Source organism: Arcobacter peruensis, assembly GCF_003711085.1.
GTDB lineage: Bacteria > Campylobacterota > Campylobacteria > Campylobacterales > Arcobacteraceae > Poseidonibacter > Poseidonibacter parvus.
The window spans coordinates 408694-433141 of the sequence record NZ_CP032363.1; the positions used below are offsets into that span (position 1 = coordinate 408694).

At 27.5% G+C, this 24448-nt stretch carries 28 protein-coding genes; 12 read left to right on the plus strand and 16 right to left on the minus strand.

Annotated elements, in window-relative coordinates:
* Position 1 precedes the first annotated feature (1 nt).
* The 3 genes from D3Z07_RS02040 to D3Z07_RS13820 are packed head-to-tail and all read right to left on the minus strand — an operon-like array spanning position 2 to position 3619.
* Positions 2–2758, minus strand: coding sequence for a PAS domain S-box protein (locus D3Z07_RS02040; protein WP_122892943.1), 2757 nt, complete (start codon positions 2756–2758; stop codon positions 2–4).
* Between the two features lies 1 nt (position 2759).
* Positions 2760–3425 (minus strand): leucyl/phenylalanyl-tRNA--protein transferase, encoded by a 666-nt coding sequence (gene aat / locus D3Z07_RS02045; protein WP_076086919.1) that lies wholly within the window; start codon positions 3423–3425, stop codon positions 2760–2762.
* Positions 3426–3448: 23 nt separating this feature from the next.
* Positions 3449–3619: a hypothetical protein gene (locus D3Z07_RS13820; RefSeq protein WP_164707183.1), complete on the minus strand. Its 171-nt coding sequence runs from the start codon at positions 3617–3619 to the stop codon at positions 3449–3451.
* Between the two features lie 284 nt (positions 3620–3903).
* Here D3Z07_RS13820 and D3Z07_RS02050 point away from each other — a divergent pair, with 284 nt between their 5' ends.
* The 3 genes from D3Z07_RS02050 (at position 3904) to D3Z07_RS02060 (ending at position 5975) form a co-directional block, all read left to right on the plus strand.
* Positions 3904–4662 (plus strand): DUF4344 domain-containing metallopeptidase, encoded by a 759-nt coding sequence (locus D3Z07_RS02050; RefSeq protein ID WP_122892944.1) that lies wholly within the window; start codon positions 3904–3906, stop codon positions 4660–4662.
* Between the two features lie 75 nt (positions 4663–4737).
* On the plus strand, positions 4738–5580 hold the full coding sequence (locus D3Z07_RS02055; RefSeq protein WP_164707184.1) for a 3'-5' exonuclease: 843 nt from the start codon (positions 4738–4740) through the stop codon (positions 5578–5580).
* Between the two features lie 176 nt (positions 5581–5756).
* Positions 5757–5975 (plus strand): cold-shock protein, encoded by a 219-nt coding sequence (locus tag D3Z07_RS02060; RefSeq protein WP_076086910.1) that lies wholly within the window; start codon positions 5757–5759, stop codon positions 5973–5975.
* Positions 5976–6019: 44 nt separating this feature from the next.
* Here D3Z07_RS02060 and D3Z07_RS02065 read toward each other — a convergent pair whose 3' ends face one another.
* From D3Z07_RS02065 to tatB, 5 genes are read right to left on the minus strand one after another with little or no spacing between them, the layout of a single operon-like run.
* Entirely contained in the window at positions 6020–7357 is a 1338-nt protein-coding gene (locus D3Z07_RS02065; protein WP_122892946.1) for a sodium-dependent transporter, read from the minus strand.
* A gap of 59 nt (positions 7358–7416) precedes the next feature.
* Complete coding sequence (locus D3Z07_RS02070) at positions 7417–8169, minus strand: 3'-5' exonuclease (protein WP_076086904.1); 753 nt, start codon at positions 8167–8169, stop codon at positions 7417–7419.
* A gap of 13 nt (positions 8170–8182) precedes the next feature.
* Positions 8183–9205, minus strand: a complete 1023-nt coding sequence (queA, locus tag D3Z07_RS02075) for a tRNA preQ1(34) S-adenosylmethionine ribosyltransferase-isomerase QueA (protein WP_076086901.1) — start codon at positions 9203–9205, stop codon at positions 8183–8185.
* Between the two features lie 6 nt (positions 9206–9211).
* Positions 9212–9991, minus strand: a complete 780-nt coding sequence (gene tatC / locus D3Z07_RS02080; protein ID WP_076086899.1) for a twin-arginine translocase subunit TatC — start codon at positions 9989–9991, stop codon at positions 9212–9214.
* A complete protein-coding gene (gene tatB, locus D3Z07_RS02085) occupies positions 9991–10437 on the minus strand; it encodes a Sec-independent protein translocase protein TatB (protein WP_407641340.1) in 447 nt (148 codons plus the stop codon). The genes tatC and tatB overlap by 1 nt, the downstream gene beginning before the upstream one ends.
* A gap of 154 nt (positions 10438–10591) precedes the next feature.
* Between tatB and D3Z07_RS02090 the strand changes: the two genes are divergently transcribed.
* On the plus strand, positions 10592–11455 hold the full coding sequence (locus D3Z07_RS02090; RefSeq protein WP_122892948.1) for an EF-hand domain-containing protein: 864 nt from the start codon (positions 10592–10594) through the stop codon (positions 11453–11455).
* Between the two features lie 40 nt (positions 11456–11495).
* Here the strand turns inward: D3Z07_RS02090 and nhaD are convergent, their stop codons facing one another.
* From nhaD to D3Z07_RS02115, 5 genes are all read right to left on the minus strand, one after another.
* Positions 11496–12863, minus strand: coding sequence for a sodium:proton antiporter NhaD (gene nhaD, locus D3Z07_RS02095; protein WP_122892949.1), 1368 nt, complete (start codon positions 12861–12863; stop codon positions 11496–11498).
* Positions 12864–12872: 9 nt separating this feature from the next.
* A complete protein-coding gene (locus D3Z07_RS02100; protein ID WP_122892950.1) occupies positions 12873–14024 on the minus strand; it encodes a multidrug effflux MFS transporter in 1152 nt (383 codons plus the stop codon).
* Positions 14024–14449 carry a MarR family winged helix-turn-helix transcriptional regulator gene (locus tag D3Z07_RS02105; RefSeq protein WP_076086884.1) on the minus strand — a complete coding sequence of 142 codons (426 nt, stop codon included), beginning with the start codon at positions 14447–14449 and terminating at the stop codon, positions 14024–14026. Before D3Z07_RS02105 ends, D3Z07_RS02100 begins: the two co-directional genes overlap by 1 nt.
* A 75-nt stretch (positions 14450–14524) precedes the next feature.
* On the minus strand, positions 14525–14908 hold the full coding sequence (locus tag D3Z07_RS02110; RefSeq protein WP_122892951.1) for a hypothetical protein: 384 nt from the start codon (positions 14906–14908) through the stop codon (positions 14525–14527).
* 107 nt (positions 14909–15015) lie between these two features.
* Positions 15016–16734, minus strand: coding sequence for a cation:proton antiporter domain-containing protein (locus tag D3Z07_RS02115; RefSeq protein WP_122892952.1), 1719 nt, complete (start codon positions 16732–16734; stop codon positions 15016–15018).
* Between the two features lie 159 nt (positions 16735–16893).
* Here D3Z07_RS02115 and D3Z07_RS02120 point away from each other — a divergent pair, with 159 nt between their 5' ends.
* From D3Z07_RS02120 to D3Z07_RS02155, 8 genes are read left to right on the plus strand one after another with little or no spacing between them, the layout of a single operon-like run.
* Positions 16894–17649: a TerB family tellurite resistance protein gene (locus tag D3Z07_RS02120; RefSeq protein ID WP_076086875.1), complete on the plus strand. Its 756-nt coding sequence runs from the start codon at positions 16894–16896 to the stop codon at positions 17647–17649.
* The gene (locus D3Z07_RS02125) at positions 17649–17888 is read left to right on the plus strand and encodes a (2Fe-2S)-binding protein (protein ID WP_076086872.1); all 240 of its coding nucleotides are present in this window, start codon (positions 17649–17651) and stop codon (positions 17886–17888) included. Before D3Z07_RS02120 ends, D3Z07_RS02125 begins: the two co-directional genes overlap by 1 nt.
* A complete protein-coding gene (locus D3Z07_RS02130; protein WP_122892953.1) occupies positions 17881–18111 on the plus strand; it encodes a (2Fe-2S)-binding protein in 231 nt (76 codons plus the stop codon). Before D3Z07_RS02125 ends, D3Z07_RS02130 begins: the two co-directional genes overlap by 8 nt.
* Before the next feature lie 4 nt (positions 18112–18115).
* On the plus strand, positions 18116–18331 hold the full coding sequence (locus D3Z07_RS02135; RefSeq protein ID WP_076086867.1) for a hypothetical protein: 216 nt from the start codon (positions 18116–18118) through the stop codon (positions 18329–18331).
* A gap of 21 nt (positions 18332–18352) precedes the next feature.
* Positions 18353–19114: an NAD+ synthase gene (locus D3Z07_RS02140; RefSeq protein WP_122892954.1), complete on the plus strand. Its 762-nt coding sequence runs from the start codon at positions 18353–18355 to the stop codon at positions 19112–19114.
* Between the two features lie 3 nt (positions 19115–19117).
* Positions 19118–20257, plus strand: a complete 1140-nt coding sequence (locus D3Z07_RS02145; protein ID WP_076086861.1) for a DegT/DnrJ/EryC1/StrS family aminotransferase — start codon at positions 19118–19120, stop codon at positions 20255–20257.
* Between the two features lie 7 nt (positions 20258–20264).
* Complete coding sequence (locus tag D3Z07_RS02150; protein ID WP_122892955.1) at positions 20265–21209, plus strand: tetraacyldisaccharide 4'-kinase; 945 nt, start codon at positions 20265–20267, stop codon at positions 21207–21209.
* Positions 21202–21672, plus strand: coding sequence for a hypothetical protein (locus D3Z07_RS02155; RefSeq protein WP_076086855.1), 471 nt, complete (start codon positions 21202–21204; stop codon positions 21670–21672). The genes D3Z07_RS02150 and D3Z07_RS02155 overlap by 8 nt, the downstream gene beginning before the upstream one ends.
* Here D3Z07_RS02155 and D3Z07_RS02160 read toward each other — a convergent pair.
* From D3Z07_RS02160 to D3Z07_RS02170, 3 genes are all read right to left on the minus strand, one after another.
* Positions 21654–22853 (minus strand): glutathionylspermidine synthase family protein, encoded by a 1200-nt coding sequence (locus D3Z07_RS02160; protein WP_122892956.1) that lies wholly within the window; start codon positions 22851–22853, stop codon positions 21654–21656. The genes D3Z07_RS02155 and D3Z07_RS02160 overlap by 19 nt on opposite strands.
* Positions 22854–22856: 3 nt before the next feature.
* Positions 22857–23501, minus strand: coding sequence for a UPF0323 family lipoprotein (locus tag D3Z07_RS02165; RefSeq protein ID WP_122892957.1), 645 nt, complete (start codon positions 23499–23501; stop codon positions 22857–22859).
* 150 nt (positions 23502–23651) lie between these two features.
* Positions 23652–24443, minus strand: a complete 792-nt coding sequence (locus D3Z07_RS02170; RefSeq protein ID WP_122892959.1) for a shikimate dehydrogenase — start codon at positions 24441–24443, stop codon at positions 23652–23654.
* Positions 24444–24448: the final 5 nt, after the last annotated feature.

Here is a 24448-nt window from a genome sequence, read left to right on the forward strand (position 1 = left end):
TTTATAAAGTTATTGTAAATTCACAACCCTTATAGTTTTCACCTTTGTACGAATATGTTAAGTTTTCTACGCTGATCTCACCTTTCATTCCTATAACAATGAAATTATAAGTAATATTCAATCCAAGACCTGTTCCTTGACTTTTATGTTTATTAGTTGTGTATGGCTCAAAAACTTTATCTAATAAATCTATATCAATTCCACCTGCATTATCTTTAAGTTTTATAATGGTTTTATCATTTATTTTTGATGTTTTAATAAAGAAAAACTTTTCCTTATTACTTGTATTTTCAAAAGCATCTATAGAATTATTTATTATATTAATAAATGCTTGAATCATATCATTTTGATAATTTTTTAAAATAATATCATCATCTAAATCTAAAACTATATTTAGGTTATGATTAACAATACAAGTATTTGCTAAATTTAAAAAACTTTTAATTGCATTTGATAAGATAAAGTCATTTAATTCTCGGTCTGCTTTTATAAACTCCCTAAAATCATCTATTGTTTGTGAAAGATATTGGGCATTTGTATTTATTACTTCCATCTTATTTATAAAATCATTATCATCTAAGATATCAAGTTCTTTTTCGAGTTTACAAGCTGTTGCTATTGTTGAAATCACTGATAAAGGCTGTCTCCACTGATGTGCAATATTTCCAATCATTTCTCCCATAGAAACAAGTTTTGATTGTTCAAAGATTATTTCTTGTTGTTTTAATTGTTCAGTAATATCAGTAATATATCCAATAAAATGTGTAATATTATTCTTTGAGTCTTTCTCAAAAACTGTATAATCTAAAATCCATTTGATATTATTATCTTTATCTATTATTCTATATGGTTCATGTTTGAAATAATCTAATTTATTCTCAATAGCATCTTCTAATTCTTTTAAAACAACATTATAATCATCTTTATGTATATAGTTTGCATAGTTTAGTTTTTTTGATAAAAACTCTTCTTTTTCATAGCCAAAAAGTTTTTTGACACTTAATGAAACATATTCAGCATCATAATTTTTATTATTTTTCCATTTAAAAAGTATTGCATCACCTTTATCAAATAATGAAAGTAATGAGGATTGGAATTTTGTTAAGGACTCAGCTAGTTTATTTAACTTTTCTACTTTTTCAAAAGCTTCATGTCTTTTTGTAATATCATGCGAAATACCAAGAACTCCAACAATATTTCCTTCTTTGTCTCGCATTGCTTTTTTTGTTGTTTCTGATACTATTTTTTTGCCACTAGAATCTTTTAGGTATTCTTCTTTTATAATTGGAACTAAAGATTTAATAGCTAAAGTATCAAAATTTCTACATTCTTCAGCTCTTTTCTTTTCTTGAAAAGTATAATCAGATTTTCCTATTATTTCTTCTTTTTTTACATTATAAAACTTTTCAAATTGATGATTACATGTAATATAAGATCCATTTATATCTTTTAACCAAAGCATATTAGGGATAGTTTTTAATATTGTTTTATTGAAATACTCACTTTGTTTTAAATCTTCTTCAATTGCTTTACGTGATGATATATCATTTATTGTCCACAATACACCTTTAGATAAATCACTTGAAATTTCTTTATTTAGAAGCTTTCCTGAAAACTCGCACCATATACTGGTTCCATCTTTTTTCTTGAATTGATATTCACCATTTAATTTTTCTTTTATATTTTCATATGTAATATTTGGTAGATAAAAACTAGTGTCATTTAAACCTTTTATCTCTTCAACTGTTTCATAGCCAAATATATCAATAAAACGTTGATTGGCTTTTTGTATTTCATTCTTTTCATTTACATAGATTAAACCACTATGAGTATTATTAAAAAGTAGTGATAATTGATACTCATTTTCTAAAATTGTTCTATAATTGTTATCTTTTTCAATTGCTATAGCTGCAAGATTAGAATAAGCAGAAATTAATTTTAGTTCAAATGAAGAGGGTGCTTTTGGAGTTGTATTATAAATAGCAAATGTTCCTAAAACTTCATTGTTTGATGAAATAATAGGTTGAGACCAACATGAATGTAAATTTGCTTTGTTTGTTAATTCTAAATAATCTTTCCAGTTTTCATGAGTATTAATATTTTCTACTATAACTCTTTTCTTTTTAAAAGCAGCACTTCCACAAGAACCAACTTTTTCACCTATTTCTACTCCATTTATAGCGTTAGTATAAAATATTGGTAAACTAGGTGCTGAACAATTTAATAAATGTTTTTTTTCTTTATCTAATAAAAGAATAGAACACATACTGTTTATATTTCTTTGTTCAGCTAAAAGTACAATTTTGTCTAAAATTGGTTTTAGTTTATTTTGCATTGCAATGTATTCTAATAAAAGTTGATTATCTCGATATATTATTTCATATTCTTTTCTAATAGTTATATTTTTTGCTACACAAAATAGTCCTATTTCATTTTCTTCTAAATCATAAAGAACTTGTTTTGAAGTATTAAAATATGAAATAGTTCCATTATAATGTATTAATTGTTCTTCTATACTATTATTTGATTTTTTACTTTTAAATATTTCATCATCAACTTTTTTAAACTTTAATGCTTCCTCTTTAGGAAATAAATCAAAGTCAGTTTTTAAATAGATATCTTCTCTTTTTTTACCTACTAATTCTACAAAAGCTTCATTTATATGTGTAAATTGACCTTTAAAATTTTTTACAAAAGCTAAATCTGATATAAGTTCAATAAAATTATGAAGCTGTTGGATGTCATGTTTAGTTTTCATTTTAAACCTTTAGTATTTTAAAATACTCTTCTCTATTAATTTCTTTAGCACCTAATGACGCTAGATGTTCATTGTATACTTGACAGTCAATCATTTTTATTCCATTAGCTTTTGCTTGATTACATAAATGATAAAAAGCTACCTTTGATGCATCGTTTACTTTTGAAAACATACTTTCACCACAGAAAATATTATTTATCAGAAGACCATATAATCCACCAACTAGTTCATCATCTAAGTAACACTCAATTGAAAATACGTAACCTAAATCAAAAAGTTTTGAATAGGCTTGTATAAATTCATCACTAATCCATGTTTCATCTTCATGTTTTCTTTTTATATTTGCACAATTTTTTATTATTTCATCAAAATTTTCATTTGATTTTATAACAAAGCCTTTATTTTTGATACTTTTATTTAAACTTTTTGATACTTTAAACTCTTCTGGATAAAGAATCATTCTTTTATTTGGACTATACCAATGTATATAATTGTTCTCATCAATAAACCAAGGAAATAATCCGTTTTGATATGCATTGATTAATCTTTGAGGATGAAAGTCTCCACCAATTGCAACTAAATCATTATTCATCATATCTAAGCTTGGGAAACTAAAATCATTCTCTTCTAAAAGGTATACTTTTTCATCTGCATCTAATAATTCCATAATATTATTTTATCTTAATTAATTTAACATTCGTCTTTTAATGTAACAGTCCAATCTTTATATTCTGGATTATTCGATATTTCATCAATTTGTTTTTTTGTCAAATCTTGATATTTCATTGTTTTTCCATCCCAGATAATACACTCAAAAGTTTTCTCTTTTTTAAATATATTCTTTAAATTCTTTAAAATCATAGTAATCCTTTGTAAAATTTAGTTTATTTTATATAAATGTTGCTAAATTTAAGTTAGTTTTAATTTAAAAAGATGTTATAATACTGGTAACCAAATAATACGGAGGTGCAAATGACGAAGGTTTCACATTTTTAGTATTGTTACAAACTAATATAATAATTTAAATCACTATGTAGTGATAGGTTAAATAAATGTTTTATTTAACTAAGATATTAAATAAAGGGAGTTTAACAGATGTTGACTCCCTTTTTTTATGTTTAATTTTTTAAAAAAGAAATCAATAAATGTTTTATAAAAAAGTAATTTTTAGTATAGTTTTTTCTCTATTTATAGTAACCACTTTATGTGCAAAAGATAAAATAAAAATAGAATTTTTAAAAGCAAATACATTTAATGAAGAAAAAATAAAAAAGCAACTTGAAAATTCTTTTTTTCTTGATACTTTTATTGCAACTTTAAACAATAAGTTTAAACTTGAAAAAACAGTTCTTATTGAAATTGGCTCTAATGATGGTCCTTTATATGAAAATCATACAAATAAAATATTAATTCCATACTCTTTTTATACAAATACTTTTAACACTTTTAAAAAAGTACAATATAATAAAACTGGTATTAGCATTGAAAATGCAAGTATTGATGTATTGATTCAAACTATATTACATGAACTTGCTCATGCCTTCATAGACATCTATAATCTTCCTATTGTTGGGAATGAAGAGAATATTGCAGATAGTTTTGCTGCTGTGATGTTAATAGAACTTTTTAAAAATGGTGATGATATACTTTTAAGTTCTGCAGATATTTTCAAACTTTATAGCGATAATCATAAATTAGAAAATGATGACTTTATAGATGAACATAGTTTAGATATACAAAGGTTCTATGATTCTTTGTGTTATGCCTATGGAAGCTATCCAAAAAAGTATAATAAGTTTTTAGATGAATTAAATTATACACAAGAAAGAAAAGATTTATGTATTGAAGATTATATAAAAAATGTAAATAATTGGTTTATTATTTTGAAAAAGCATTTAAAATAAACTTGAGTAAAACGTATAATTCATGAACTTTTAGATATTATTCGTTAATTAAAACATATTTCCTGGAGAATTTTTTTGAAAACAGATATATCTGAGTCCTTTATAAATAAAAATAGAATTGATCTAATTAAAAAGATTTGTGGAAATAAAACGGGTCAAGAACTAGAAAAAGCTGTTGCAAATGCGTTTAGTGATGTTGTAAACTCTTTAGATGACAAGACTTATAAGCTTATCAATTTCATATCAAAACTTGACAATATAAATAAATTTACAGATGAAACACTTCCTTCTTATTCATTAAAAAATAAAAAAGTTCATATTATTAAAACTGAAAAAGATTTAAATGATGCAGTTGTAAAACTAGAAAATTCAAAAATATTGGGATTTGACACAGAACAAAAGCCTATTTTTGAAAAAGGTGTTCCACCTAGTAAAATTGCAATTATTCAAATGTGTGATGATAAAGATTGCTATTTATTTCAAGTTCATTTAATAAGAAATATTAAACCACTATTAAACATATTAACAAATAGAAATATCATAAAAGTTGGAATAGGATTAAATGGTGATACATCAGCTTTATATACAGAGTTTAAAATAAGACCTAAGTGTTGTATTGATTTTGGTTCATTATTTAAAGCTAAAATGTCATATCCAAATGATATTGGTGCTAAGAAAAGTGTACTTTTATTTTTAAATGAGAATTTACAAAAATCAAAAAGAGTATCAAGATCAAATTGGGAAAACAATAAATTAACAGATACTCAAATAAGATATGCTAGTGAAGATGCATCTTGTGTTTATGATGTTTTTTGTAGTATGTTAATTGATTATCCTTTTTTAGTAGAAATTTTACCTACTTGGTTTCAAGAAAAATACAATCATAATTATTACGAAAAGTTATTAAGAGAGTTTTAGTACTTAATTACTAAAACTCCCAATCTCTCAAACTTGTGTACAAAAAATTTTAAGATTTGTTGTTATTTTTAAGATTTTTTGCTATACTTGTGTTAACTGAAACATAGAAAAGTATTTACTTTATATTTTCAACCACTTTAGAAATAGAGTGTATTTACATAAAAAGGAAATTTGCAATGGCAGATCAAGTTAACGGAACTGTAAAATGGTTCAATAGTGAAAAAGGTTTTGGATTCATCCAACAAGAGACTGGTGGAGATGACGTATTCGTTCACTTCAGACAAATCAATAACCCTGGTTATGGTAGAGTTTCTCTTGAAGAAGGACAAAAAGTGTCTTTCGAAATTGGTGAAGGTCAAAAAGGTCCTCAAGCTCAAAACGTTACAATTCTGTAACCCTTCTTCAGTAAGTAGATATAATTCTACTTACTGATTTTCTTCTATTTTAAAATTCCTAATTTATTTAACAATAATAACAATATCACAAATGGCACAATATATTTAACTAATACATACCAAATATTAAACAAATTTTTTGATGTATGTTTTAAGAACTTTTCTTCAAGTAATTGTTTATCAACAAAATATCCTAAGAACAGACAAGTTACAATTGCTGCAATTGGCATCATAATAGATGAAGTAATAAAGTCCATTAAATCGAATGCATTTTTTCCAAAAAATGTTAAATCTGCACCATATTTTGTAGACATAGAAAGTAGGGCAATTATTCCTAATCCATAAAAAACGCCACCACAAAGAATGGTTGCCTTTTTTCTAGTCATATTAAATCTTTCAACAAAATACATTAACGAAGGTTCAATCATCGAAACAGCAGATGTAATTCCTGCAAACACCAAGGCTAGGAAAAATGAGATTGCAATAACTTGACCTAATATTCCCCATCCAGAGAAAATTACAGGTAATGAAATGAATACAAGTCCTGGACCATCTGCACTTTTTGCTCCTGCTTCAAATAGAAAAGAAAAAATTATAAGTCCTGCAATAATAGCAATTGTTGTATCAATAATAGCTACCATTATAGATGATTTTACAAAGTTAGCGTTTTTATCTAAAGAAGCTGAGTAAGTCATAATAGTACCAACACCAAGTGATAAAGTAAAGAATGCTTGTCCTAAAGCTGCTAAAAGAGCATCTTCATTAATCTTAGAAAAATCAGGTGTAAACATAAATTTTAAAGCTGTAGAAAAACTATCAAGGGTAAATGAATATAGTAATAGACCAAATAAAATCAATCCTAATAATGGCATTAGTATTAGGTTTACTTTTTCAATACCATCTTTTATACCTTTAAGTACTATAAAAATAACACTTCCTGCTATTAAAGTATGATAAAAAAGCTGTAATGCTATATCTTTTGAGATTAATGTTTCAAAAGCTTCTCCTGCTGTTTTAGCATCACTTGGAAGGCTTGAGAATGATGTGAATACATAGTTTAGAATCCAGCCTAATACAACTGAATAAAAAGAAAGAATAATTAAACCAGAAAATATTATGATTCCAGCAAATTTCCATTTTTCATTTTTAGATTTTGATGTTTGAACAAAAGATGTTGCAACATTTGCTTGTGCATTTTGTCCTATTACTGCTTCAGCTAGAAATACAACCAACCCAATAAATAAAATAGCTAATAAATAAACTATTACAAAAGCGCCTCCACCATACTCACCAGTTACATAAGGAAATTTCCATATATTACCAAGTCCTACAGCAGAACCTGCTGCTGTAAGTATAAAACCAACTCTTGTAAATTTATTCACTATCTTACCTTTTATTGTAATTATAGTGTAATTTTTATGAAACTTATATGAATAATTACCTAATAGTTGTTATCAGATCCTAAAACTTTATCAAGTGTATATTTTAAATCTTCGTCTAAGTCCATGTTTGTTCTCATCCAATTTAAATAACCTGAGTCCTCTTTTGCAACTTCAGCTATATCTTTACCTTTATGTTTACCAAATTTAAAAGTTTTGATAAATACAGGTGTTGATGTAAGTTCAACTAGTTTTTCCATTGGATTATAGTCAGGATAAATTTCTCTACATTTACCAACTAATTTTGATAAAAATAGTTTCATAACTAAAACATCTCCAATTGCATCGTGAGCTTTTATCACAATATTATGTTTAGCTGCTTCTTGCTCTTCTGTTTTGTATAATTCAAGAGCATATCTTAAGTATTGTAATCTATGGTAAGGAAGTTCAGGGTATAAGTGTTTTGCACATCTTAGTGTATCAATTTGTTTATATTGATTTACGAAACCTTCTTTTTTAATCATACCCATATCAAAAGCTATATTATGAGCTATTATATAGTTTTCATTTGTATTTAACTCTTCTAATCTTTTATAGAAAGTAGTTTGTGTTGCTTCTGGTTTTCCAATTAGTAAATCAGGAGTTATATTATGAACTTCCATTGCTTCTACTTTAATATCAATATTAGTTGAACAAAAGTCATTATAAGCTTCAACTTTTCCTGTTTGGTCAAGTATCATTGCTCCAAATTGAATAACTCTATCTTCTTCTTTATTTCCTGTTGTTTCTGTATCAAATAGTACGTAATGTGCCATAATTTAATCCTCTTTATATAATTAACATGCCATCACCATAAGAGAAAAATCGATATTTTTCTCTTACAGCTTCTTCATAAATTTCTAGTGTTTTTTCTAAACCAACGAATGATGCTATTAGCATTATTAATGTTGACTTTGGAAGATGGAAATTTGTAAGTAAATGATCAACTTTTATAGGTTTATTAGCAGGATTCAAAAATAAATCACACTCTCCACTAATCATATTTTTTCTAGCATAATATTCTATTGTTCTAGTAACGGTTGTACCAACTGCTAAAACTTTTTTTGCATTATCAAGTGATTGCTTAGCTTCACGTCCAATTTCAAAATATTCACTATGCATAGGATGATCTAAAATGTCATCTGCATCGACTGGTTTAAAAGTTCCAGCTCCTACATGAAGTGTTAGGTAGTTTACATCAAATTTATCGTTTATCTTTTCTAATAAATCTTCTGTAAAGTGTAATGATGCAGTAGGTGCTGCTACTGCTCCATAGTTTTTAGCAAAGAGTGTTTGATAATTTGTATTGTCTTCTTCATTGTCTTCTCTATTCATATAATGAGGAAGTGGAAGATGACCAATTTTATTTAGTGTTTCTACAAGTGTTAAGAAATCTAGTTTTTCTTTATCTTTATAAAATTCTACTACTCTTGTACCATCTTCATTTATTTCTAATACTTTTACTTTTAAGTTCTCATCAAATTCTAGTTCAATTCCAACATGAACTTTTCCTCTAATCATTACTAAATATCTATCCATGAATAATGGTTTATTTAAAAGTAACTCAACTTTCCCACCTGAAGGCTTTTTCCCAAATATTCTGGCTTTAATTACTTTTGTATCATTTAAAAATACAGATATATCATCAGGTAAAAAATCCATTAAGTTTTTAAAAGTACTATGTGTAATTGTGTTTGTTTTTGTATTATAAACTAAAAGCTTTGCACTGTCTGCTGGATGAACGGGTTTTGAAGCTATGAGCTCTTTTGGTAAAGAATAATCATAGCTTGAAGTTTTTAAAGGGTCTAGCATTAAAATTTATTTTCTCTCTTCTTCTATTTCATCTTCTTCATAATCATCTTCGTCTTCAAAGTCATCTTCTTCATCAACTGCTGCTGGATTGAAAACTTTTGCAATATAAATAGATACTCCATAAAGAATTATTAAAGGACCAGCCATTAAGAACTGTGTTAATACATCAGGTGGAGTTAAAAGTGATGCTAATATAAAGATTAAAACGACTGCATATTTAAAGAAGTCTTTTAGCATTCTATCATCAACTAAACCAATTTTTGCAAGGAAAAATGTAATTACAGGTAATTCAAAAGCAACTCCAAAACCAAATAATAGTTTTGTAAAGAATCCTACATATTTACCAATACTTGGTAAGATTGTAACAACAGCAGAACCAAAGTTTACTAGGAATTCAAAACCATAAGGTACAACTACATAGTATGCAAAAGAAGAACCCATTAAAAACATCAGTGTTGCAAAGAATACAAATGGAAATACTAACTTTTTCTCATGATCGTATAATCCAGGTGCTAAAAACAACCATAATTGCCAAAAAATAACAGGTAGTGATAGTATGAATCCAGAGAAAAATGCAACTTTTAAAGCTGTAAAGAATGTCTCTTGAATTTCAACGGCAACCATTTGTGAATTAGGTGGTAGTACTGCTTCAACTGGAACCATCATCCATGTTAAGATTGGTTCATAAAAAAAGAAACAAGCAAAGAACATCACTAAAAGTGATAATCCTGATATCATTAGTCTTTTTCGTAAGTCTGCAATATGTGGTTTTAAATCATCAAACATTAAGCTTTTTCCTCTTTCTTTTTGTCATCAAAATTTACTTTAAATTTATTTGCTGGGTTTTCTTCAGCTTTTGTATCTTTTTGAGTTTCTACAGGTTTTTCTATTTTTTGAGATTTCTTTTTCTTCTCTTTTTTCATAGATACTTTTTCTGTTTTAGGTTTTTCTACTTTTTCAGAGTTTAAATCATCTTTCATAATATCATCAAGGCCTAGGTCAACTTTTGAACTACTAGTCATAGACATTTTTGTATCTTGTATTTGAGCTTTGAATTTATTAGCTTCATCTTTTAATTCTGTAATATTTAGCTCATTATCTAATGTAGATTTTGCATCTTCAACACCAGATTTGAATTTTTTTAAAAACTTAGCTACTTCTACCATCGCAGTAGGTAACTTGTCAGGTCCAAGTGCAATAATTGCAACTATTGCAATTAAAAAGATTTCCATAAAGCCCATTCCAAACATTGTATAACTCCAGTTTATATTTAAGATTGAGATTTTACCTAATTTGAACAAAAATATTAATTAATATCAATAATTTATAAATGTTTACTTTATGTTTACTTTGAGATGATACAATTTTTTTATAAAAGGACATAAAATGATAGATACAACAAACTTAGGAATAATGGCAAACTTTGTTCAACCAACTTCTACTTCTATTTCAAGTCAAATGATATCAAAAAAAGATTCTGATGATGATTCTTCTTTAAGTATAGAAGAATTAGGTGTTAGTGATAATATCTTTTCGTCATATGATTCTGATTCAAATGGATTAGTAAGTCAATCTGAATTAACTACTGCTATTGATACGGCAATGTCTGAATTTTCTGGGGAAATGCCTTCACCAGAAGATTTTCAATCTATACTTGCATCTTTTGGTTTTGAAGCACCATCAGGAAGTGAAAGTAATTCTTCTTCACCAGAAGAAATCATTTCTTCTGTTTTAGCTGATTATGATGCTGATAATTTAACACAAAGTGATGCACAAGCTATTGTTGCAGCTTTAAAAGATGCTGGAATCGAAGCATCTGAAGAGCTTGCTAGTGCCATGGAAGAAGCAGGTTTTGATGCTCAAGAAGTAGGTACTCTTGCAGGTGTTGGTCCACAAGGTGGTGCAGCGCCTGGTGGTGGAGGTGGTGCTATGTCATCATCTGAAGTTGAAGAAGTATTTGACGAACTTGATACAAATGAAGATGGAGTTGTTTCTTTAGAAGAACTTCAAGAAGCTTATAGTTCAAGTTCAGAAGATAGTACAACTGTTACATCAGAGCAACAAAAAGCATTAGACAACTTAGGTATTTTAATGGATATGTTAAAAGCTGGAAGTGAAAGTGAAGACACAGCAATTGATACAAAAAGTTTTGATGGTTTATTAAAAGCAATTAATAATCAAAACAATAATAGTGATATTAACATATACTTACAAAATACAAATATAGGTTCACTATCTGGCTACGCATAATCTGCGTAGCTGCTTAGTTATAATTACTCTTTAAAATCTACTAATTAATATTTAAAACAATAAACTGAAAATACCATATTCCAATTGAAACAAAATACCCAATTAATATTGTCCAAGCAAATTTCATATGAGCACTAAAAGTATATATACCTTTTAATTTCCCCATTACTCCAACTCCTGCTGCACTTCCAAAAGAAATTAATGAACCACCAATTCCTGCTGTTAAAGTAACTAGCATCCATTGCGATGTATTCATATCAGGATTTGCTTTTAAAACAGCACTCATAACTGGAACATTATCTACAATTGCTGATAAAAAACCAACGCCTATATTTGATAAAGTAGGGCCTAAAACATTTGGATTATAAACAGATGATAATAAAGTAAGCCAACCAATAAAATATAATGCACCAACAGCTGCTAAAATACCAAAGAAAAACATAAGTGTATTATTTTCAATTTTTGACATTGCTCTGAAAATATTTAGATGGTCACTTCCATATTTTATTGATAATAGGTGCGAATAAATTTTTAATAATGTTAATCCAAACATCATTCCCCACATTGCAGGAAAGTCTAATATTTGGTGAGAAATTACAGCAGATAATAATGTAATAAAACCTAAAAATATTACAACTTTTGCACCTATTGCCATTTGTGGTTTTTCTTCTTTTGATGAATCAAAAACAGGTTTAGATGTTGGAACAAATCTTGATAATAAAAATGCTGTAATGAAATACCCAATTATAGAAGCTGGAAATAAAAATATAAAATCTGAAAATGAACCTTTTCCTGCAGTCCAAGCCATTAAAGTTGTAATGTCTCCAAATGGTGACCAAGCACCTCCTGCATTTGCAGCAACTACTATATTAATGGCACTTGGAACTAAAAATTCTTTATTTTCTTTTTCTATAGTAATTAAAACAGTTGATAAAATTAGTGCAGTTGTTAAGTTATCTGCAATAGGTGAAAGGAAAAATGCAATTAATCCTGTTAACCAAAAAAGTTTTTTATATGTATATCCTCTTGAAATTAATTTATATTTTAAAGCATCAAAAACATGCATATGTAATAAGCATTCGATATATGTCATTGCTACAAATAAAAAGAAAAATATTTCAGCAATTTCTAAAATCACTTTTTCTGATTCATCATGAACTAAATGAATATCAAGACCATTGAAATAGTAATAAACTGCAATTAATAAAAATGAGAAAATACCAATAAAAAGTGCAGGGATGGCTTTATCCATATGATATTTTTCTTCATTAGCTACAAAATAGTAGCCAATTATAAAAATAATTAAAGTTGCAAAGCCAACCCAGGTAGATGTTAAATCTGGTATTTGGTTTTCATTTGCAAACAAAGTAATTGAAAACATTGAAAAACTAATTAAATATTTAAACATATTAAATCCTTATTTATAAGTTCTAATAATCAAAAATGATGTAATAGAAATTAAAGTAACACTAATTGCAATTGGTAAAAAAGTTTGGCTATGAAAAGAAAGAGCAACTGATGAAATAATTGCACCCAAACCAAATTGTAAAACACCAATAACACTAGATGCAACTCCTGCATTTTTAGAAAAATGCTCTAAAGCTAAAGCCATACAATTTCCAAAAATAAAAGCCATCATACTCATGTAACTAGCCATTAATATCATTGTTAAAAGTATTGATTCTCCTTTATAATTTAAAATCATTAAAATTGCTGCAATAATTTGAATAATAATTGCAAATTTAATTAAAAACAGTTGTGAATTGTTTTTTAATAATAAAACATTAATTCTAATCATTCCAATTAAAATTATAAAATTAAAGCCAAAGAAAAGAGGAAACATATCTGTTGATATTCCAAAATGCTCAATAAAAATAAACGATGACTTTGAAATAAATATGAAAAAACCAGAAAATCCAAGTGCAAGGGTAAGCATTGCTTTCATTGCTTTTTTATGTGTTAATACGATTTTAAAAGATTCAAGAACGTTTTGTTTTGTATATGTATAACTTTCTTCTAAATCTTTATAAACCCATAAAGCCACTAAAAGTGAATAGATAGTTAGGAAAACAAATATAGCTTGCCATGCAAAGAAATGTATAATAAAAGCACCAATTGCAGGAGCAAGTAGGGGAGCTAAACTTCTAATTGTACCAATTAGTGAAAAAACTTTTGCAGCTTGGGCTCCTTTGAATCTATCTCTAACGCAAGCAGCTGCATTTACAACTACAATTCCTCCAAAGAAAGCTTCAAAAAATCTATATATCCATAATTCATAAATATTTGTAGTAAAAATAATTAGAAAACTAAAGAATGAATATCCTAAAAGTCCAAGGATTGAACCGATTCTTCTTCCATATCTATCTGAAATTGGTCCTCCAAAAACTTGACCAATTGAAAATCCAATTAAAAAAATTGATAATGTTAGTTCGATTTTTTCGATTCCAACATGAAAGGCAGCTGCAATATCAGGAATTGAAGGAATATATGTATCAATACCCATTGGTGCAACTGATGAAAGTACTGAAAGTAAAATGATTAAATATACATGGTTTATTGGTTTTTTCATTATTCTTCACTTAAAGCTAAAGTAACTTTATCTAAGGATTTAAATAATTCATTTATTTCATCTTGTGTAAATTTAGAAGCAATTTTTTCTCTAAAAGCCTGAACTGTTTGTGAACTTTTCTCTAAAACTTCATATCCTTGTTCTGTTAATTTTATTAGAAATGTTCTTTTATCTAAAGCTTCTTTTTTTATAAGACCTTTTTTTTCTAAAGTTTTAAGAGTTCTACTTATTGTTGTTTTATCTTTTCCTAGTATTTGGGCGATTTTTGTTTGAGTGATATTTTTTTCTACTTGAATAATTTCTAAAGTAGCTCTTTGTTCTATTGCAATATCGTATGTTTGTAGTTGTTGATTAAATATATTATTGAATAAATTTGCAGTTATATTTACTTTAAATCCAATAGAATCTTTTAATTGAGTTTTCATATTAATCCTTTAATTGTATATGCAACTATTGCATATACAACCTTTTGGAAAGATTAAATGAAAGGAGAATAATATTTAAGTAATATCTTCTAATAATGAGTCTAAGAATTTAGAAGCATAATGCTTTTGTAAATAAGCAAAACCAACTATAAGAATAACACCAATACCGTACGTTACAAGAATACTTAGAATTATTAAGGCAACTAAAATAAGTACGTATAATTGTTGTAATTCTCCATCAATAATAAATTTAAAACTCTTATTAGTTTTATCAAGTTTTATAGATAAACTATAATTTAATATTGAAGTTTTAAAATTATCTAGAATTAAAGTTTCATTTTCAATAATAGGTATCTGTTCAGATGTGATTGATAGCTTTTCTCTTAAAGAATCTAAAACTTCTTCTTTACTTTTTTCTAATGTAAGCTCTTTTCTTATTCCTATATCAAATAATCCCATGTTAATCCTTATTATCTTTCTCTTAGTATAACAAGATTGTTAAGAACTTATCAAGTTTTTTGATTATTTAATATACAGTTGTATAGTAAACTATTTTTTACATATAATTAATCGTCAGTATCAATACCTTTATAATGCTTACGAATAGTTTCATAATCATCTTTTCTAAAAAAAGTTAAAAGATCATTAACATCTTCTTTTAACATACCTACACCTAATAATGTCTCTTCTGCTAATCTTAAACTTCCTTCTGAAGCTTCAGGCATTACCCAAGACGCTCCATGCGTTAATAAGGAATCTCTAGTTTTCATATTTTTTGATCGAGCAAATATTTTTAATCCTGGAGAGATATTTCTAATATGAGAAACAATCTTAGCTGATGCATGATGATTATTAATAGTTACAATAACAGCATTTGCTCTTGAAAGACCTATATGCGATAAAAATTCAAGATCACTTAATTCACCATAATAAACAGCTCGTCCTTCTTTTTGACCTAGTTCTATTCTTTTTGTATCAATATCAAAAGCTATAAAAGGAATATTTGCATGACTTAACATTGAAGCTATAAGCCTTCCACCTCGGCCATAACCCGCTATAAAAACACCATTCCACTCTTCTTGGGGAACATAAGCAGATTTTATTTCTATTGGAGTATTATCAAATCTAATGCTTAATTTCTCACTAACTTTTACTAAAAGCGGAGTAACTAACATACTAAAAGATATTATAGTAACAGCTGCTACAAACATTTCATCACTTATAACACCTAATGCTTTTGCTGCACCAAATAGAACAAAACCAAACTCTCCACTTTGTGCTAGTAGGAATGATACTGAAATTGCAGTTGAACGAGTATATCCCATAAATAGCATGATTAGAAAAAGTACTAAAATTTTTATTCCCATAATTACTACTAGATGCTGAATTAAAATTAAAGGATCTTTCATCATTGCATTTAAATCAATTGACATTCCCACAGCAATAAAAAACAGAGTCATTAGAAGACCTTTATATGGCTCTACATTTGCTTGGATTTGATAGTGATATTTTGAATTTGATAGAACCATTCCCATAATAAATGCACCTAAAGCCATTGATAAACCTGCATATTCCATTGCCCATGCTGCAAAAACTACTGATAAAATTACAGAAAAAAAGAATGCCTCTTTATTTTGATTTGCTGCTAAATAATCAAGAAGTCCAGGAATAACATATTTACCAAAAGCTAATAAGATTAGAATCAAACTAATTGCAATCAAAATTTGCTGCCACATAGCATGACCATCAGTTAAGTTTCCTGTTTCTGCAAGTATTGGAACTAAGGCTAATAAAGGAACAACGGCTAAATCTTGCATTAAAAGAATTGAAAAACTACTTTTTCCCATTGGTGAATAAAGTTCACCTTTTTCTTGCAAAATTTGCATTACAAATGCTGTTGAAGATAAGGCAAAAGTTAAACCAATTAAAATTGCAACTTCTAAAGAACTTGCGTAAAAAATAGCATATGCAAATATAAAGAAACCAGAAAACAGAATTTGGGCACTACCTAATCCAAATACCTCCTTTCTCATATTCCAAAGTTTTTTAGGCTGCATTTCTAAACCAATTACAAATAATAGTAAAACTACACCAAACTCAGCTATGTGTCTTACTGACTCTACTTCTTTTGTCAGAATTGGACCTACTGAATAAGGGCCAACTATAACTCCTGCAATTAATAAACCTAAAATACTTCCTAGTCCTAATCTTTTTGAAATAGTAACTAATATAGTAGTAACAACAATAAGATAAAGTGTAGAACTTAATAAATCAGCATTTGTCATATATATCCTTATAAAGAGTTATTTTAGCGTAATAACAATAACTTTTTTCAAATAAACAGAATATTTTTTATCTTAATAAACTATGATTATTCATTGTTTTACCTACTTTTTGATAAAATAATTAAAAATAAAAACAAGTTTAAAAGATTAAGGAAGATAATGAAGTTTATAGTATTACTAATTGTTGGTTTTATATTATATTTAATTGCAAAAAATTACAAAACAGAAAAGTTTCAAAATATAAATTTAAATATTAAAGAGAATTTTGATGGTGATTTAATGAACCACGAAGCTGGATTATTAATTGCTCTAATGGCAAAAGTTGCAAAAGCTGATGGAAAAGTTTGTGAATTAGAAGCTGAGCTTTTAAAACATACTTTCAATGATATTTCAAGCCATTTTGAAAATAATGAAGAAGTAAGAGAAAATTTAAAGGTCTTATATAAAAAAGAGAAAGAAAGTTTTGATAATACGCTAGAAATTTGTCAAAGATTATACAGTCTTACAAAATTTGATTATGCTAAACGTGTTAAAATTATGGAGTATTTACTAAACCTTGCTTTTATCGATAAAGATTTTTCTAATACAGAAAGAATGATAACTGAAGATATTGCAAAAGCTTTAAAAATCAAAACTCATGATTTTGAAAATATGATAAGTACTTTTGAATCATTTTACACTAATCAAGCTACTTCAAAAGCTTTATCTTTAGAAAAAGCATATGAAGTTTTAGAATCAAAAAATAGTGATGATGATGGTGTTTTAAAGAAAAACTATAGAAAATTAGTGAAGCAATATCATCCAGATATCATGTCAGGTCGTGGTGAATCTCAAAATATAATTGATGAAGCAACAAAAAAACTTCAAGAGATAAATGAAGCTTATGAGCTAATCAAAAAACATAGAGGACTCTAATGTTAGGTTTTGATGATTCATATGAAGTATGTAATTGTAAGAGAGTTACAATCAATCAAATTGTTGTAGCGTTAAAAGATAAAGAAAACCCAACTTTAAGAGATATACAAGATTTAACAACTGCTGGTACTGATTGTCGTCATTGTATTTTTAAAGAGGGTGATAATGGTAAAATGAAGAAGAAAATATATTGTAAAGATATATTAAATGAGATAAAGGAAAAAAGAGTAAATGGCTAGAAAGTTTCAACATTCATATGAAGTTTGTACTTGTAAACATGTAACATTGGGTGAAATTATACATGTAATAAAAGATAGAAATGCTTCAAGTATTGAAGAAATAGGGGAGCTAAGTGATGCAGGAACGTGTTGTAAATCTTGTGTAAATGCTAAGCTAGATAAAGGTGAGAAAAAGATGGAACTTTATTTAGAAGAAATAGTAAATAAGTTTGTAAAGAAGTAAAGAATTGGTAAAAGAAGAATTAATAGCAGAAATAAAAGAATTAATGAAAGTTAATGATAATGAGATAATTGATATAAATCCTAACTATCTTGAATATTTTCAAGAAGAAGAGCTGGTGGATATTATAAAACAATTATATGGTAGAAAAGAGAATATATCGTCTATTACATCAAGTTATTTAGATGAAATTTATGAAAAAACAAAAAAAGATGAGATATAATAATTATATAAAGGATTATAAATGATAAATTGGCAAAATGTAAAAACTCAATTAATAAATTTTTTAAAAGATGAAGTAGAAAAAACAGGTTTAGAAAAAGTTACAGTAGGATTATCAGGTGGACTAGATTCAGCTATTGTTGCTATACTTTGTAAAGAAGCTTTTGGAGATAACTTAAACTGTGTGTTAATGCCATCTCAGTTTTCATCTCAAAGTTCAAGCGATCACGCAATTGAACTTTGCGAAAAATTTGATATAAAATACGAAATTATTTCAATTGCGCCTATGGTGGAATCTTTTATTAACAATATGGATGAAGATAAATTAAGAATTGGTAACTTTTCTGCAAGAATGAGAATGTCAGTATTATATGATGTATCATCACGTGAAAGATCATTAGTAGTTGGAACTTCAAATAAAAGTGAAATATTATTAGGATATGGAACAATTTTTGGAGATACTGCTTGTGCTATTAATCCTATTGGTCAAATGTATAAAAGCGATGAGTTTGAATTTGCAAAGGTTTTAGGTGTTGTTGATTCTATTGTAACAAAAGCTCCTAGTGCTGATTTATGGGAGGGGCAAAGCGATGAAGATGAACTTGGATATTCTTATGCTCAAATGGATGAAGTACTAAAATTACTTGTAGATGAAAATAAAGACAAAAATGAATTAATATCTTTAGGTTTTGAAGAAAAACTAATTGATATGCTAGAATATAGAATAAAATCAAATGCTTTTAAAGGTAAATTACCGACTATTGCAAATATTAAGTGGAGCTAGGGAATGAAAAGAGATATTGCTATTTATAAAGCATCTTTGGATAATGAAGAATTAACGCAAATAAGAAGTGTATTAGAATCAAAAGATGATTTATCAAAAGCTATAGAGTTTGAAGAAAATATGACAAAATTCATAGGCTCTAAGTATGCTGTTGCTACTTCAACATCAACTTCAGCAATACATCTTGCTTTAAGTGCAATAAAACTAAAAAGAGGTGACAAGATTTTAATGTCTGTTAACTCTTTTGTAAATTTACCAGAAGTTGTAAGACACTTTGATGCGGAGCCTATATTTATTGATATTAATATGGAAGATATGAATATTGATGTTGATAAGTTTGAAAAAGCTTTGGCTGAAAATAAATCGAAAAAACTAAGAGGTGCAATTATCACTTTTGTTGGTGGTCAAACTCCTGATTTAGATAGAATTTATGATATTGCAGAAAAATATGGAATTATATTAATAGAAGACTGTAGATCTGCACTTGGTGTTATGTATAAAGGGAAAAGAGTAGGGAATTTAAGAGCAGATATGACTATTTTCTCAACTAATCCATCTAATAGTAAATATGCAATTTCAAGATCTGGTGTGATTATTACAAATAATGAAGATATAGCAAATAGAGCAAAACTTTTAAGAACACATGCCCTAACAACTACTTATGATAGCTATGGAAACTTAGATTATGTATATGATGTTGTTGATATTGGACATAAATATGACTTATCAGAACTTGATGCTGCTTATGCCTTAGCACAACTTAATAAAACAGAAAAGTTTATTAAAAGAAGAAAAGAAATAGCTAAACTTTACGAAAAAAGATTAACAGGTGTTAAACACATTACAATTCCTTCTTACAAAGATGAACATATTTTTACACAACTAATTATAAAAGTTTCAAGAAATAGAGATGCCTTTGCAAGAGCTTTAAAAGAGCGAGGAGTTGCAACTGGACTTAATTATATTCCTTTACATCTTTTATCTTATTATAAAACAAAGTATTCTATTAAAATTACAGCCTTTTCAAATGCTTTAAATAACTATCAGCAAATACTTTCATTGCCAATATATGCAAGTTTAACAGATGAAGAAGTTAACTATGTTTGTGATCAAGTTATTGATGTAGCTTCTGAATGGATTTAATTTAGTTTTGAAACAAAAACTATACTTGTGGATTGAAGATTATCTCTTCTTTCCAAATACTTTACAGCAAATTATTGCTTATCTTTTATTACCTTTAACATTTATTTATATGCTTGTTATTTTACTAAAACGTACTTTTGCAAAAGAAGTAGATTTTGGGATTCCTGTTATTTCTATTGGAAATATTATTGTAGGTGGAAGTGGTAAAACACCAATTGCAATTAAATTAGCAAGCTCATATGAAAAGTCATGTGTAATTTTACGTGGATTTGGTAGAGCTTCAAAAGGCTTATATGTAATATCCAAAGAAGGACAGATCTTAGAAGATATAAGTATTAGTGGAGATGAAGCAATGCTATTAGCTAAGTCTTTAAAAAACTCTAGTGTAATAGTAAGTGAAAATAGAATTGAAGCTATCAAAAAAGCAAAAGAGCTTGGTTGTAAAATTGTATTTCTAGATGATGGCTTTTCAAAATATAATATTAAGAAATTTAACATTTTACTTCGTCCTAAAAATGAACCTACAAATTTTTATTGCTTACCTAGTGGTGGATATAGAGAACCTAAAGGTTTATATGCTTATGCTGATTTAGAGTTAAAAGAAGGTGTTGATTTCAATAGGATTATTACAATTAAAAAAGATGATAAGGAAGCTATTTTAAAAGATAAACTTGTAGTTTTAACTGCAATTTCGAAACCAAAAAGGTTACTAGAATTTTTACCAAAAAATACGCAACTTTTAGCTTTTGCTGATCATCATACTTTTACAAATGATGAGATAAATGAAGTAAAAGAAAAGTATAAAGATTATCAAATAATTACAACAGGAAAAGATTTAGTAAAACTAGAAACTTTTAATATTGAAAATTTGTATTTAATGGATTTAGATATTAAAATAGAAGATAGTGTAGATTTTTCTATGATGAAAGAGTATATAAAAACTTATGAATAAAATATATTATTTAGATGAAGAAGCATTATTTCATTTGGATTCAACGAAAAAAACTAACTCTTTTTTATGGAAGATTATGTACAAAAGAGTAAAGAAAAATCTTAATAAAGAGTTGATTAACCCTCAAACCTTAAAAGAAATCATCTTTTCAAAACAAATAGTTGATGAAATCACTTTTAACGCACCTTTACCAAATGTAAGTGTTCAAAAAGGTTCATCTTGGCTTTTAGGTGAGGATGGTAAAGATTACTATATTCCAATTTCATTGAGTTTTTCAAATGATAAAGCAAGGTTTGAGCTTGTATTACTTGATGGTGAAATTGATATAAGAAATGTAGAAATAGGTAAAAATAAAAAAGAAGATATAAAAGTTCTAAAACATAATCCTATGTTACTTTTAAAAAATCTAAAAGTATTAGAATTATGTTTTGAGTTACTATTAGATCAAGTAAGAAGCGCTTGATCTTCTTTCACAATATGTCCTACAAATTTAGACATATTATCTAAAATTTTCTCACCTCGTCTAAATCCTAAAGCACAAGCCTCATAAGCATAAAATACACCAGCTTGGTATGTTACACCATTACTATCAGTATTTAATTCTACATACTCTTGATAAATTGCTTTATGACCTTCGTATTCACCTTCTGTTTGTACATCAATACTTCCATCTTCATTTATGATTTTAGTATTAGCACCTTCTCGTCCAAAACATCTTTTCTCAACTTGTTTTTTACCATCTAATGGTTCAAATGAAGTTTCAAGTAAAAGAGGGTGATTTGGGTATAAATCCCAAAGAATTTTCATAAACCCTTTTGATTGAAACATTAAAGTATACGCAGGATTAAAAATAATCGCTTTCTTCTCTTTTATAATATCTGCTAAAACAAGTGCAAGTTCACTTTCATCAATAGCAATATCTTCCCAAGGAATTAATTTAAACCAAAACTCAAAGCTTTCTTCGTCTTTGAAAATACCTTCATCGTTAAACCCAACTTTATCAATAAATTCAAAATCAGTATTAAACCCAGCTTCATTAGCAATATGTTGTAAAAGTTTAGTAGTATTTTCATCTTCAGCCGAGCTTGAAATTGATGAAAATAGTATTTTCCAACCTAAGTCATTATAATACTCATCAAACTTTTCAATATCAGAATCTAAAGTAATAATTCTTTTGAAGTTGTCTTTTAATGCATCATAAAGATTATTAAATTGACTAGCTTCATCTAATCCATTTGCTTTTAAAAGTGCCCATTGAATAATAGCTGTTTCAAAAAGAGAAGTAGGTGTATCTGCATTAAACTCAATTAGTTTAATAGGTGCTCCATCAAGTCCACCTGCTAAATCAAATCTTGAATATAAATGCCAATGAACATCATTTTCCCAAGATTCTTTGATTGTTTCAACTAAATTAAAAGGAATATTTATTTCATGAAATAAATCATTTTCAATTACATGTTCACCAGCTTCACAAAACATGTCATATAATTCGTTACAAGCTTCATAATAAGCGTTTGCTTCATTTTCATTTACAACTACAACTTCGTCTGCTATGTATGAAGAATTATCTTCATCCGTATGCCATACAAAACCAATTGATTCTAAATATTTATCTGTTAAGGGTTGTAATTTTTCTAGTTTCATTTCTTAACCACCAAAAAATGAAGATCTAGACTTAGAACTTGAAGAAGATTTATTTCCAAAGAATCCACTTTTTTTACTAGATGATGAAGATTTAGAAGCGGAACTATTAGCTTTACTAAATGAACTTTTTGATTTAGAATAAGTTGAAGGAGATTTATATTGTGCTTTTCTTTGATTTTGGTAATTTTGATTTCCAAATAATTTATTACCAATATATGAACCTAACATTGCTCCTGCAATTGAAGACATTAAAACTCCACCAAGACCCATTCCCGCACTAGCTTCTGCAGAATTTGGATTTGTAAGACCTGAAGTTCCATTATCAATTTTTCGCTCTTCTTCTTTTACAAGGGCATCGATTTCTGCTTTTGTTAAAATCTTTTCAGTCCCATCAGGTTTTCTTAAAACAATAGTAGTTTTAGAAGATGGAAACTCATCTACAATTGCATATTGTCCATTTGCAGATTGTTCAATAATAACAAATGCAGCTTGTTTTTGACTTGCATTCGCAAATGCATCACTTTGTCCAAAACCTTGTTGGTTATTAGATTTATCTTCACAACCAACTAAACCTGAAACTAAAATAGCACCTAATCCGCCAACTACAGCGTAGTTAGATATCTTTTTAATATTATTATTCTTTTTCAAAATTAATAATCCTTTTTTACTTTTTGTTCTTTAAAATTTTAGATATATTACTAAATTCTTGCTATGAGTTAGATGAAGAATATTAACATCTTTTATTCAGTGTATTTTTGTAATAAAATCAAGGTATTAAATCTAGGTATTAACAATAATTTAATTATCTTTTAATCCCTTTCTCATAGCTTCTGAAATAGTATTATCAACTTTTTGTTTTGTAAAATATTCAAAGGCTAAAACCCCTTGATAAAGAAGCATATCCTCTCCGTCTTTTATTTCAAGACCATTTTCTTTTGCAAGAGCTAAAAAGGGTGTGATTTTTCCATAAACGCAATCAAAAGCATATTTTGCTGTTCTAAATACATCTTCTAAAAGCTTTTTATCACAAGGTAAATAATCATCTTTAAGTCCTGCGCTTGTAGAGTTTACAACTAAATCAAACTCTTTTATTTCAAAGTTATCCCAAGAGTATGAAGTGATATTTTCATTTTTAAAAAACTCTAGTTTTCCTTCGCTTCTATTTAAAACTGTTACCTCAATATTTTTTTCTTGTAAGGCAAGAGCAATGGCTTTAGCAGTACCACCAGCTCCTAGTAATAAAACTGATTTTATTTCACCAAATGATTCTATTGCTTTTAAAAATCCAGGTGCATCAGTATTATAAGCAATTACTTTTCCATTTTCATTTATATAGGTATTTACAGCTTGTATTTTCTTTGCTATTCCTCTTACTTCATCTGCATTTGCAAAGGCATGTTCTTTGTGTGGAACTGTAATATTTGCACCTTCATATGAGTTTTTTATAAACTCTTCTTTTATACTACTTCCATCTTCTAAATGATGTTTATCATAATACCCATCATAATTAAGTGCTTTAAATCCTGCATTTTGCATTTGTGGGGATTTTGAGTGAGCTACTGGATTTCCAAAGATTACAAATTTTTCCAATGTTT

Bases quoted from the DNA above. Each gene is read 5' to 3' on its own strand.
- D3Z07_RS02040 (WP_122892943.1), bottom strand. From the start codon at position 2,758: ATGAAAACTAAACATGACATCCAACAGCTTCATAATTTTATTGAACTT.
- aat (WP_076086919.1), bottom strand. From the start codon at position 3,425: ATGGAATTATTAGATGCAGATGAAAAAGTATACCTTTTAGAAGAGAAT.
- D3Z07_RS13820 (WP_164707183.1), bottom strand. From the start codon at position 3,619: ATGATTTTAAAGAATTTAAAGAATATATTTAAAAAAGAGAAAACTTTT.
- D3Z07_RS02050 (WP_122892944.1), top strand. From the start codon at position 3,904: ATGTTTTATAAAAAAGTAATTTTTAGTATAGTTTTTTCTCTATTTATA.
- D3Z07_RS02060 (WP_076086910.1), top strand. From the start codon at position 5,757: ATGGCAGATCAAGTTAACGGAACTGTAAAATGGTTCAATAGTGAAAAA.
- D3Z07_RS02070 (WP_076086904.1), bottom strand. From the start codon at position 8,169: ATGGCACATTACGTACTATTTGATACAGAAACAACAGGAAATAAAGAA.
- queA (WP_076086901.1), bottom strand. From the start codon at position 9,205: ATGCTAGACCCTTTAAAAACTTCAAGCTATGATTATTCTTTACCAAAA.
- tatC (WP_076086899.1), bottom strand. From the start codon at position 9,991: ATGTTTGATGATTTAAAACCACATATTGCAGACTTACGAAAAAGACTA.
- tatB (WP_407641340.1), bottom strand. From the start codon at position 10,437: ATGGAAATCTTTTTAATTGCAATAGTTGCAATTATTGCACTTGGACCT.
- D3Z07_RS02090 (WP_122892948.1), top strand. From the start codon at position 10,592: ATGATAGATACAACAAACTTAGGAATAATGGCAAACTTTGTTCAACCA.
- nhaD (WP_122892949.1), bottom strand. From the start codon at position 12,863: ATGTTTAAATATTTAATTAGTTTTTCAATGTTTTCAATTACTTTGTTT.
- D3Z07_RS02100 (WP_122892950.1), bottom strand. From the start codon at position 14,024: ATGAAAAAACCAATAAACCATGTATATTTAATCATTTTACTTTCAGTA.
- D3Z07_RS02105 (WP_076086884.1), bottom strand. From the start codon at position 14,449: ATGAAAACTCAATTAAAAGATTCTATTGGATTTAAAGTAAATATAACT.
- D3Z07_RS02110 (WP_122892951.1), bottom strand. From the start codon at position 14,908: ATGGGATTATTTGATATAGGAATAAGAAAAGAGCTTACATTAGAAAAA.
- D3Z07_RS02115 (WP_122892952.1), bottom strand. From the start codon at position 16,734: ATGACAAATGCTGATTTATTAAGTTCTACACTTTATCTTATTGTTGTT.
- D3Z07_RS02120 (WP_076086875.1), top strand. From the start codon at position 16,894: ATGAAGTTTATAGTATTACTAATTGTTGGTTTTATATTATATTTAATT.
- D3Z07_RS02125 (WP_076086872.1), top strand. From the start codon at position 17,649: ATGTTAGGTTTTGATGATTCATATGAAGTATGTAATTGTAAGAGAGTT.
- D3Z07_RS02130 (WP_122892953.1), top strand. From the start codon at position 17,881: ATGGCTAGAAAGTTTCAACATTCATATGAAGTTTGTACTTGTAAACAT.
- D3Z07_RS02140 (WP_122892954.1), top strand. From the start codon at position 18,353: ATGATAAATTGGCAAAATGTAAAAACTCAATTAATAAATTTTTTAAAA.
- D3Z07_RS02145 (WP_076086861.1), top strand. From the start codon at position 19,118: ATGAAAAGAGATATTGCTATTTATAAAGCATCTTTGGATAATGAAGAA.
- D3Z07_RS02155 (WP_076086855.1), top strand. From the start codon at position 21,202: ATGAATAAAATATATTATTTAGATGAAGAAGCATTATTTCATTTGGAT.
- D3Z07_RS02160 (WP_122892956.1), bottom strand. From the start codon at position 22,853: ATGAAACTAGAAAAATTACAACCCTTAACAGATAAATATTTAGAATCA.